A 10,599-nucleotide genomic window follows, 5' to 3' on the forward strand; every position below is an offset into this window, starting at 1 on the left:
GAAGGATAACTGGATGCTATCAGTTACCCTTTAATGCTATTTAGTTGATAAGCCCAAGTACCTTAAGTTTCCGGTAAATAGTGTTTCGACTCACACCTAATAGCCTAGAAGTCTTACTGACGTTTCCTTGTGTCTCTTTAAACGTCTCAATTAATGTGTGTTCAATGGTGGACTTAAGATCCTTAGCCTCTTCAGATGTGCCTGATGAAGAGGCCTTGGAGCGACAATGAAATTGCTGAGCGAGATGGTTCGGCAAATGTTCCAATGTAAGCACCTCATCATCACTCGCGAGTAACGCTGAAACCTTGAGTAGATTATCCAACTCCCGAACGTTACCAGGCCATGAATACTGCAAAAACGCCGACATTAGAGATTCGCTAATTCGTTGCTGTGGTTGTGCATACTTTCTGTGCACTGTTTCAATTAATGCCCGTTTATCTTGCCTTTGATTCAACGTGGGTAACTCAATCGTGAGGCCATTTATTCGATAATAAAGATCTTGCCTAAACGCACCGATTTCCACTAACTGTTCAATGTTTTTATGTGTGGCAGCCACCACCTGAATATCCACATGGTGGCTTTGTGTTGATCCTACGGGAACAACCACCTTCTCTTGAAGAACATGCAACAAACGGCATTGCGCCTCGAGAGGCATATCGGCAATTTCATCTAAGAAAAGGATCCCATTATTCGCCTGTCGTACCTTTCCTATAAATCCTTTATTGCTAGCGCCTGTAAATGCCCCGCCAACGTGTCCAAACAGCTCAGATTCGATAAGATCTTTAGGCAATGCACCGCAGTTGACTGTTATTAGGGGGGCATTCTTTCGTGAGCTTCGTTGATGAAGCTGTTTAACCAGTTCACTTTTACCAACACCTGTTTCACCTAAGATCAATAGGCTTATGTCTTTATCGATCACCTTCGTTGCTTGTTGCCACGCCAATTCTATTTGAGCATCCCCTTCATGCAGTTCACATGAAGCCACCATCACTTGACGCTTTTGGGCGGGATTGATATTTTTGGTTTCAAACACCAAACCCGACTCAGAATGACTAGATTTAACAAATGCATCAATGGAATGCCCGATAACCGACGGTTGAGACAGTAGGTGCAGTGCGGTTTGGTTGTGCGCCAAGATATGACCGCTTTCGTCGGCAATCAGTATTCCTTGCCACCCACTGTTTAACAGCGACTTTTCACACGCTAAATCCACTCGAATAGCGCCTTTCGGTATATGGCTTAGCAAATGATTCTCTATCAACTGAACCATGTTTTGTATGAGAACTTGAGTCGAAATGTCATGCTTTTTTTGCTCGCTGGTAATATCCAATACACCCACCAGTTCACCTTTATGGTCAAACAACGGGCTGGCTGAGCAACTGATGAATTGGTGCTGCTTGATAAAGTGCTGATCACCGATGACAGAGATAGGCTTAGATTCAACAATTGCTGTTCCTATCGCATTGGTTCCTTTGAGTCTTTCTAACCAACAGACACCACTGCCTAATGCAATAGACGTAAGCTTTTCTTTAAATCTTGGTTGCCCCCAACTGGCGGTGATCACCCCTTCTTCATCAGTCAATATCAAGCGGCTGTCTGTCTGAGCAAACACTTGATTAAACAGCGGCAGCGCATATGTTTCAACGACATTAATGATGGTTTTGGTTTTATGTCGACGCTCTTTTAGTAGCGCAGACGACACACGAGAATCCTCTGGTAAACGACGTTGCTTCAAACCAGCATCCACACTTCGGCCCCAAGATGAACTTAGCCAATTTGGAATTTCATTGTTCTGCAGTTGCATGTCTTCTACCTTAAAATTGTGGAGATATCATTGCCCACTCAGAGTAAACATACTGATGATCTCGTTTGATCGCTTGTCGTTAATCCATCTCACATAGTAAGTAAGGCGGTTTATAGAAACTGTTCAAGCTTGAAACAACGTTGGTGTGCCAGAATGGAACAGTTGAACAGGCCTAACACGCGTCCTTTTCTGCCTGTTACTTTACCATTTCTAATTTTACCTTTTTGCAATCATAGTTTTACAACTTATTAACAACAAACAATTCATCGTTGGCGTGTGATTTGCGTTTATGTATAGGAAAAGAAAACTCGCATTTCGCGTGTTTTAAACAAAAACCATGAACATATCAGTCAACATAGAAGGAACGAATTATGATTTATGCACAGCCAGGAAGCGATGAATCGGTCATGAGCTTTCACTCTCAATACAATAACTATATTGGTGGGGAATGGGTGGCTCCAGTTGAAGGGAAATACTTCGATAACGGTTCTCCTGTTACTGGCGAAAACTTCTGTAAGGTTGCTCGTTCAACCAAAGCTGATATCGATTTAGCGTTAGATGCAGCGCATGCCGCTCGCCAAGGTTGGGCATCGACAAGTGTGACTGAACGCTCTAATACATTACTTAAAATCGCCGATAGAATTGAAGAGCATTTAGAAGAGTTGGCTGTTGCGGAAACCTGGGAGAATGGAAAACCAGTACGTGAAACGCTCGCCGCCGATCTTCCGTTAATTGTTGATCATTTTAGATACTTTGCAGGCTGTATTCGAGCGCAAGAAGGAAGCGCTGCCGAACTTGATACCAATACGGCAAGTTACCACTTCCCAGAGCCTATTGGTGTGGTTGGCCAGATTATTCCGTGGAATTTCCCAATGCTTATGGCGGCGTGGAAACTGGCCCCAGCCCTTGCTGCAGGTTGTTGTGTGGTTCTAAAACCCGCAGAGCAAACACCTGTTTCTATTTTAGTCTTGATGGAGAAAATTGGTGACCTTGTTCCTGCTGGAGTTATCAATGTCGTTAACGGATTCGGCAGTGAAGCCGGTCAAGCCCTTGCAACCAGTAAGCGCATTGCAAAGCTTGCCTTCACTGGCTCAACAGAAATAGGGAACCACATCCTCAAATGCGCAGCTGACAGCCTGATTCCATCGACAGTGGAATTGGGTGGTAAGTCGCCAAACATCTACTTTGCCGACATCTTCGATCATGAAGATAGCTACTTAGATAAATGTGTCGAGGGCATCTTGCTTGCGTTCTTTAACCAAGGTGAGGTTTGTACTTGTCCATCTCGTGTTTTGATCCATGAATCTGTTTATGAGAAATTCATTGCCAAGGTCACTGAGCGAGCGAAAACTATCAAACAAGGCAACCCACTGGATACTGAGACTCAAGTGGGAGCTCAAGCTTCGAAAGAGCAGTTCGATAAGATTCTTAGCTACCTAGAAATTGGTAAGCAAGAAGGGGCTCAGGTGTTAGTGGGCGGCGAAATTGCGGAACCCGAAGATGGCTTAGGTAACGGTTTCTACATTCAGCCAACCATGCTTAAGGGCCATAATAAAATGCGTGTGTTTCAGGAAGAGATCTTTGGCCCTGTCATTGCCATCACGACCTTTAAAGATGAAGCAGAAGCGTTAGAGATTGCCAATGACACAGAATATGGATTAGGTGCTGGGGTGTGGACACGTGACGCAAACCTAGCTTACAGAATGGGCCGCAATATTGAAGCAGGACGTATTTGGGTTAACTGTTATCACGCCTACCCTGCACATGCAGCCTTTGGTGGTTATAAGAAATCGGGTATCGGTCGTGAGACGCACAAGATGATGCTGGATCATTACCAAAATACCAAAAACTTGCTCATTAGCTACGACACTAACCCTCTAGGATTCTTCTAGAAGAATCTGATAGGACGTTTGTCCTCAGAAAACAAAAATCCCCACTATCTCTAGTGGGGATTTTTTAATCTATCTTGTCATGCAAGGTGATTATGATTCGCTGCTGCTGTTGCTACGACGACCATGACCACGTTCACCACGGTAGTTACCACGGTTGTCGCCACCACGGTTGCGGTCAAAACGACGTTCGCCATCGCGGTTGCCGCCTTCACGGTTTCCATCACGACCGCCTTCACGATTGCCACGGTAACCACCGCCATTACCACCATTTCCAGCGGTTCCACCATCACGACTGCCACGATGTCCGCCTTCACGACGACCACGGTGACCTTCGCCACCACGTCCACCTTCACGGTTTCCACGGTAACCACCACCGTTACTACGACGTTCACCACCACGGCCACCGCGTGATTCACGGAAATCATCAAAGTCACACACTACTGCGCCAACTTCTTTCTGACGAATGCGAAGCTTAGCAAGCTTACCAGCTGTCTCAGAGTTCATTGCTTTAGGAAGCTGAACGTAAGTTTGACCTTGAGCCAGTTTAATTGCACCGATAGAGCCTTTAACTAGGCCAAGTTCGTTTGCCAATGCGCCAACGATGTCTTTAACTTGAACACCTTGCTCACGACCCACTTGAAGTTGGTAAGTATCCCAATCTTGGGTATTGAAACTACGACCGCCTTCACGAGGATTATCACGACGCTCTTTACGACGTTGCTTATCACGCTCTACCGCTGCGATCATTGGGTCAGCACCAACATAAAACAGTGGACGCTTACCTTGTTGACGCTTAAGTAGAATTGCCGCAAGTGTTGCTGCATCAATTTCTAGAGACTCTTGCAGTTTCTCAACAAGCTCAGAGAACTTCTCAATCGCTTTATGTTCTTTTTCAGCTTCTAGTTCAGCACCAAGCTTAACTAAACGTGCTGCTGCAACTTTGTCACGCTCTGGAAGTTGAATCTCTTCCATTGAAGACTTAGTGACACGCTCGATAGTACGTAGCATGCGAATTTGGTTAGGGCGAACAAGTAGAATTGCTTTACCTTTACGTCCTGCACGACCTGTACGACCGATACGGTGGATGTATGACTCAACATCAAATGGGATGTCGTAGTTGAATACGTGTGTGATACGTGGAACATCAAGGCCACGAGCAACAACGTCAGTTGCAACTAGGATATCGATAACACCTTGCTTGATGTTGTCTACCGTGCGCTCACGTTGAGATTGTGGAATGTCACCGTGTAGAGCCGCTGCTTTGAAGCCGCGTGCTAATAGCCAATCGGCCAGGCGCTCAGTGTCTTGACGTGTACGGACGAATACGATTGATGCGTCTGTTTCTTCAGTTTCAAGAAGACGAGACATTGCTTCGTCTTTCTCAATGCCTTTTACAACCCAGTATTGCTGCTCTACTTTATCAACCGTGTGGTTTTTACCCGCAACATCAACGTGCTCTGGGTTACGTAGGAAGCGTTGTACAATGTTTTTCAGCATTGGAGGCATAGTCGCAGAGAACAATACGCGTTGCGCAGTTTCTGGAGACTTTTCCATGATCCATGTTACGTCATCAACAAAGCCCATGTTCAGCATTTCATCTGCTTCATCAAGAACGAATGTTGCCACTTCGTCTAGGTGTAGACGGTCACGGTTGATAAGGTCTTGTACACGGCCTGGAGTACCAACGACAATGTGTGCGCCAGATTTAAGAGCACGCATTTGATCAACGATAGAAGCACCACCGTATATTTCTAAAACTTTTAGGCCCTTGATGTTTTTACCAAGGTTTTTCACTTCTGCTGCTACTTGAATTGCTAGCTCACGTGTTGGTGCTAGAACGATAGCTTGAGGCTTACGTTGGTCAAGATTTAACTTGCTTAGTAGAGGAAGAGAGAATGCGGCTGTTTTACCAGTACCTGTTTGTGCTTTACCTAGCAGGTCTTTACCTTCAATAAGGTGAGGAATTGCTGCAGCTTGAATAGGTGTTGGTGAAACAAAACCCATTGCGTCTAAAGCTGAAAGGATGTCTTGGCTCAGGTCTAATTCACTGAACTTGATTTGTACTTCTTGGTCTTGCATGGAGATCCCACTATATTAATTAACGAAAGGTCCCACGAGCTCTACCAATTCCAAATCCAATCCAGTTTTGAGCTGATTCCATTCAGATGCAGATAAGTTTTAAAATGCATCAAGCCGCTAGGGACGACAACTTAAGGGAGGCGGATTATTCCTTAAACTCACAAAAAAAGCCAGAAAAAATTGAAATACATCACAATTTTCTCTCTTTCCACATCGTCATGGTCACATAAGCGTCACTTTCTTCCGTTAGTGTTGTTAAAACAACCAATTCAACCGCCCTGCTAAGAGTCATGAAAGCGACTCTTTGTTATAGCCATACACTCCCTCAAAGATTATAGTGTGCGCAATCAAACTCCTAAGAAGTGAAAAAATGCTCCAAGATAACCCGCTATTAGCTCAACTTAAGCAACAAATTCAAGAGAACCTTCCTAAGAAAGAAGGAACCATCAAGGCCACAGACAAAGGTTTTGGCTTTCTTGAGGTGGACAACAAGACCAGCTTTTTCATTCCGCCACCGTATATGAAGAAGTGTCTTCATGGCGATAAGGTTGTCGCGATCATCCGCACAGAGAAAGAAAAAGAAGTCGCAGAACCCCAGGAATTGGTTGAGCAAGGGTTATCACGCTTTATAGGGCGCGTTAAGTTATTCAAGGGCAAACTGAATGTTTCTCCTGATCACCCACAACTGAAGAAACAGTCTTTTAAAGCAAAAGTGAAAAAGGGCCTGAATCCAGAACACTTTGCTGAAGGTGATTGGGTTGTCGCGCATCTAATTCATCACCCGCTAAATGGAGAGAATGGATTCTTTGTCGAAATTTCAGAAAAGATCACTGATGCTGACGACAAGATCGCACCTTGGTGGGTAACGCTTGCACAAAATGATCTCCCAAACAGTGAACCTGCTGGTATTGATCACTGGGAAATCAAAGACGATGCTGATTTACAGCGTATCGATATGACTGAAACACCCTTTGTGACAATTGATGGCGCGTCAACCAAAGACATGGACGACGCACTATTCGCTAAGAAAAACGATAACGGCGACTTCGAACTCACTATCGCGATTGCTGATCCAACGGCCTATATAACTCCTGATGACGAAATGGATAAGGTAGCCCGTGAGCGTGGCTTCACCATTTATATGCCGGGGCGTAACATCCCAATGCTCCCTCGCGATCTGGCTGATGAGCTATGTTCGTTGATAGAGAATGAAGTGCGCCCAGCACTATGCTGCTCAGTTACCGTAAGTAAAGACGGTACGATTGGCGACGACATTACGTTCTTCTCTGCCAATATTAAGTCTCACGCACGCCTTATATACGATCACGTTTCTGACTGGATTGAAGAAGGCAAGAGTGATGAATGGCAACCAACTGAAGAGATTGAGTCTGTAGTAAAAGACTTGTATGAATTTTCTCAAGCAAGAGCTAACTGGCGTTCAACCAACGCAGTGGTTTTCCCTGACCGCCCAGACTACCGATTTGAATTAAGCGAAACCAACGACGTTGTCGCGATTCACGCAGACATGCGTCGCAGTGCTAACCGCCTTGTGGAAGAGGCGATGATCACAGCCAATATCTGTGCGGGTAAAACGCTAAAGTCTAACTTCAATACGGGTGTATTCAATACGCACTCTGGTTTTAAGCCAGAGAAGATTGCCGATGTTATCGAGTTAGTCAATCCAGAAGGTGAACTTCCATACACGGCCGAAAGCATTGAAACACTTGAAGGCTTTGCGGCTCTTCGCCGCTGGTTAGGTACTCAGGAAACGAGTTACTTAGACAACCGCATCCGAAAAGCACAAGCATACAGTGAAATGGGCAACCAACCTCTACCACACTATGCAATGGGGCTTGATATCTATGCGACTTGGACCTCTCCTATTCGTAAATATGGTGACATGATCAACCACCGTATGCTTAAAGCGCATATTTTGGGTAAAGAACCGGTTCAAACACCCGATGACACTGTTGGTGATGAAATGGCACTCCATCGCAAGCACCATAAAATTGCAGAGCGCAATGTTGGAGATTGGCTGTATGCTCGTACTCTGATTGAAGAACCAAGCAAGAAAACCGTCTTTACTGGTGAAATCTTCGATATTAACCGAGCGGGTATGCGCATACGTTTGCTAGAGAACGGTGCAGCGGCATTTATTCCAGGTTCGCTGGTCGTGAACAATAAAGAGCGCTTAGAGATTAATGCGGAAAATGGTACGTTGTCAGTCGATAAAAACTTAGTCTATCGACTAGGCGACACGTTAGAAGTCGTACTTGCTGAAGTCAACTTGGAAAACCGAAACATCGTTGCCAAGCCGACTCAAGACTTCCCTTTAGAGACGCCAAACTCGACAGATTCTGCTGATACAGAACAACAATCTGAATAATTCATTGTTGTTCACATTGAAATTGAAAAAGCGCTGAATATCAGCGCTTTTTCCTTTGTACATTCATTCCCAAATATAGGATTTAGGGTCTTTCTCGACTTCACGAGTCAATGCCGTTAAATCCATACTTTTAAACAAAAATGGGTAGGGGATCCACTCTTCTCCCTCTTCGCTTGGAATGGTCAACTCCCAATGCTCTGCCTCGGTATTCCACATTATCCGTGCAACATTACTCGAGTAATCGCAATGGCTAGAATCGAGTAAGTAATGTTGTTTAATAAACTGAACCCCGTTATTCAGAGGCTCATAATCGGATTTACCCAATTCAACAGGCAAGCTTCGGTTACGGCTATGACAAAGCGCTCGGGCACGGCTTTCAACTTGCTTTTGCAATAAATTAACTAAGCTCATTCAACCTCCCTCACCTTTTTGTAATTCTAGTCCATAGCATGATAATCATAAGTTAAATTTCCATCTTGGCTGACTTTCACAAAACTGTCATCAATCCGACATAAGATACTTAAAAATTAACTTTCTACGGAGCACATTATGTTTCGAGTCGCGCTCGCTACTCTTTTTTCAGTCACCTTATCTGCTGGTTCCACCTTTGCTGCAGAGGTCAACGTATCGGGGTCAACTTCTGTTGCTCGAGTCATGGATGTACTTGCAGAAGAGTACAATGCTAAGCACCCTGAATCATTTATCGCCGTTCAGTCCATTGGTTCAACAGCGGGCTTAACATTAGTTGATAAGGGTGTTGTAGAGATTGGTATGAGTTCACGTTATTTAACAGAACGAGAGCAGAATGAAACCTTAATCGTTTCACCTTTAGCCTTTGATGGTCTCGCTGTTGTTGTCAATAATGCCAATAGCGTTGCTGACATTACACGTGAACAGCTATATAAAATTTACAAAGGTGAAATGACGAATTGGAAAGAACTCGGAGGAGCGGACCAAGAAATCGCTGTCGTGACTCGTGAAGCGTCTTCTGGGAGCCGTTACAGCTTCGAAAGTATGCTAGGCCTAACCAAGGTCATCAACGACCGTCTCGTCTCTGACATCAGTAACCGTAACATTGTCGTAAACAGCAATAGCATGGTTAAAACACTCGTTAACCACAACAAACAAGCCATTGGCTTTGTGTCAAAAGGCTCCGTCGATAAGTCTATCCGAGCATTAACTTTCGAAGGTACTCAAGCCACTAGCAAAAATATAGCATCGGGAGATTATACTCTATACCGACCATTCTTGGTGGTTTACAAACAAGAGAATATCTCAGATGAAGCCCAAGGGTTCCTGCGTTACCTCAAAACAGACGAAGCGAAGCACCTTATAAAAGAGTATGGTTATACTCCTGTAAAATAAGCCCACAAAATGCAAAAAGGAGAGCCGATGCTCTCCTTTTTTAATTCGTATGTTGCACTCAATTAAAACTGTAACTGAATCACTGATGTCACGACACAACCAGGCCTGCGAATGCCTTCGATCTCAACCTTCACTTCGCGTTCAATCTCAAGCCCTTTCTTAATGGGTGTGACTTTAGTCAATCGGCTTACCGCTCGTACGTTATTACCTGATTTAACTGGGTATGGAAAACGTACTTGATTCATTCCTAAATTGACCACTAACTTTGCGGTCGGGAATAATGAGTTTTCTTCATCAACGCTATCAGTCAAACGTGGCAACAACGCCAATGTTAAGAATCCATGAGCAATAGTCGTTTTGAATGGCGACTCTTCTTCTGCGCGGGCGGGGTCGGTATGAATCCACTGCATATCTTCGGTAATATGACCAAACTGGTCAATGCGCTTCTGGTCGATGAGCAGCCAGTCTCCGGTATGAATCACTTCGCCTAATTTCAGTTGCAGTTCATCATAAACCACTTGCGCTTCTGGCTTTAATACAATGGGCTCTGCTATAGGCGCGTCTTCATTAATAGCGGGCTGCTGAAAGTCTTTCATCCAAGCGAACAGTTGGCTATTATTCGTCTTCGTCAAAAGCTCTTCCCAGTACATACGCACTGTTGGAGACATCCACTGCAAAAACTCTGCGTGATGCTTTGACATAGACTCACCACGATGCTTAAAAAGATTCGCGACTTTCATAAAAACCTCAAAATTAAACTCGAATACCAACTAACACGTTATATTTTGAAGCACTTCACAGTTACGTGCAATTACTTTCGGGCGTACATCTGTACCCCGACATAACTTAAATCAATATTAATCATAAGGTTACAAATAAAACATTATTTTATTGGGTTGCTCTATATTAGTTTCATATTACGATAATTACATAGAAAACGCTTACTGGATCGCACTTCTGGCACACTATTGACATGGTTATTAGTTAATCAATCAAACAGTTAGATAGGATATTTGTCTTTACAACAATCGTGCCGATATCTATTATAAGCGCCCTACGGAGAGATGGCTGAG

General features: G+C 44.2%; 7 protein-coding genes. 3 read left to right on the forward strand and 4 right to left on the reverse strand.

The features are described from left to right. Window positions 1-40: 40 nt before the first annotated feature. Window positions 41-1,804: a sigma-54-dependent Fis family transcriptional regulator gene (locus BCU12_RS08755; protein WP_102403950.1), complete on the reverse strand. Its 1,764-nt coding sequence runs from the start codon at window positions 1,802-1,804 to the stop codon at window positions 41-43. Between the two features lie 371 nt (window positions 1,805-2,175). Here BCU12_RS08755 and BCU12_RS08760 point away from each other — a divergent pair, with 371 nt between their 5' ends. Further along, window positions 2,176-3,696, forward strand: coding sequence for an aldehyde dehydrogenase family protein (locus BCU12_RS08760; protein ID WP_102403951.1), 1,521 nt, complete (start codon window positions 2,176-2,178; stop codon window positions 3,694-3,696). Window positions 3,697-3,786: 90 nt separating this feature from the next. On the opposite strand, the gene BCU12_RS08765 is transcribed toward BCU12_RS08760, so the two are convergent. Further along, window positions 3,787-5,775 (reverse strand): DEAD/DEAH box helicase, encoded by a 1,989-nt coding sequence (locus tag BCU12_RS08765; protein ID WP_102403952.1) that lies wholly within the window; start codon window positions 5,773-5,775, stop codon window positions 3,787-3,789. 370 nt (window positions 5,776-6,145) lie between these two features. On the opposite strand from BCU12_RS08765, the gene rnb reads away from it, so the two are divergent. After that, window positions 6,146-8,161, forward strand: a complete 2,016-nt coding sequence (rnb, locus tag BCU12_RS08770) for an exoribonuclease II (RefSeq protein WP_102403953.1) — start codon at window positions 6,146-6,148, stop codon at window positions 8,159-8,161. Window positions 8,162-8,224: 63 nt separating this feature from the next. On the opposite strand, the gene BCU12_RS08775 is transcribed toward rnb, so the two are convergent. Continuing rightward, window positions 8,225-8,572 carry a DUF3024 domain-containing protein gene (locus BCU12_RS08775; protein ID WP_102403954.1) on the reverse strand — a complete coding sequence of 116 codons (348 nt, stop codon included), beginning with the start codon at window positions 8,570-8,572 and terminating at the stop codon, window positions 8,225-8,227. A 138-nt stretch (window positions 8,573-8,710) separates the two neighbouring features. Between BCU12_RS08775 and BCU12_RS08780 the strand changes: the two genes are divergently transcribed. Continuing rightward, window positions 8,711-9,526, forward strand: a complete 816-nt coding sequence (locus BCU12_RS08780) for a phosphate ABC transporter substrate-binding protein (protein WP_102403955.1) — start codon at window positions 8,711-8,713, stop codon at window positions 9,524-9,526. A gap of 62 nt (window positions 9,527-9,588) precedes the next feature. Here BCU12_RS08780 and BCU12_RS08785 read toward each other — a convergent pair whose 3' ends face one another. Continuing rightward, on the reverse strand, window positions 9,589-10,266 hold the full coding sequence (locus BCU12_RS08785) for a MaoC family dehydratase (protein WP_102403956.1): 678 nt from the start codon (window positions 10,264-10,266) through the stop codon (window positions 9,589-9,591). Window positions 10,267-10,599: the final 333 nt, after the last annotated feature.

This window comes from Vibrio sp. 10N.261.55.A7 (assembly GCF_002877365.1).
In the GTDB taxonomy this organism is placed as follows: Bacteria; Pseudomonadota; Gammaproteobacteria; order Enterobacterales; family Vibrionaceae; genus Vibrio.

Coding starts and splice junctions, on each gene's coding strand:
- BCU12_RS08755 (WP_102403950.1), bottom strand. CDS start 1,804: ATGCAACTGCAGAACAATGAAATTCCAAATTGGCTAAGTTCATCTTGG.
- BCU12_RS08760 (WP_102403951.1), top strand. CDS start 2,176: ATGATTTATGCACAGCCAGGAAGCGATGAATCGGTCATGAGCTTTCAC.
- BCU12_RS08765 (WP_102403952.1), bottom strand. CDS start 5,775: ATGCAAGACCAAGAAGTACAAATCAAGTTCAGTGAATTAGACCTGAGC.
- rnb (WP_102403953.1), top strand. CDS start 6,146: ATGCTCCAAGATAACCCGCTATTAGCTCAACTTAAGCAACAAATTCAA.
- BCU12_RS08775 (WP_102403954.1), bottom strand. CDS start 8,572: ATGAGCTTAGTTAATTTATTGCAAAAGCAAGTTGAAAGCCGTGCCCGA.
- BCU12_RS08780 (WP_102403955.1), top strand. CDS start 8,711: ATGTTTCGAGTCGCGCTCGCTACTCTTTTTTCAGTCACCTTATCTGCT.
- BCU12_RS08785 (WP_102403956.1), bottom strand. CDS start 10,266: ATGAAAGTCGCGAATCTTTTTAAGCATCGTGGTGAGTCTATGTCAAAG.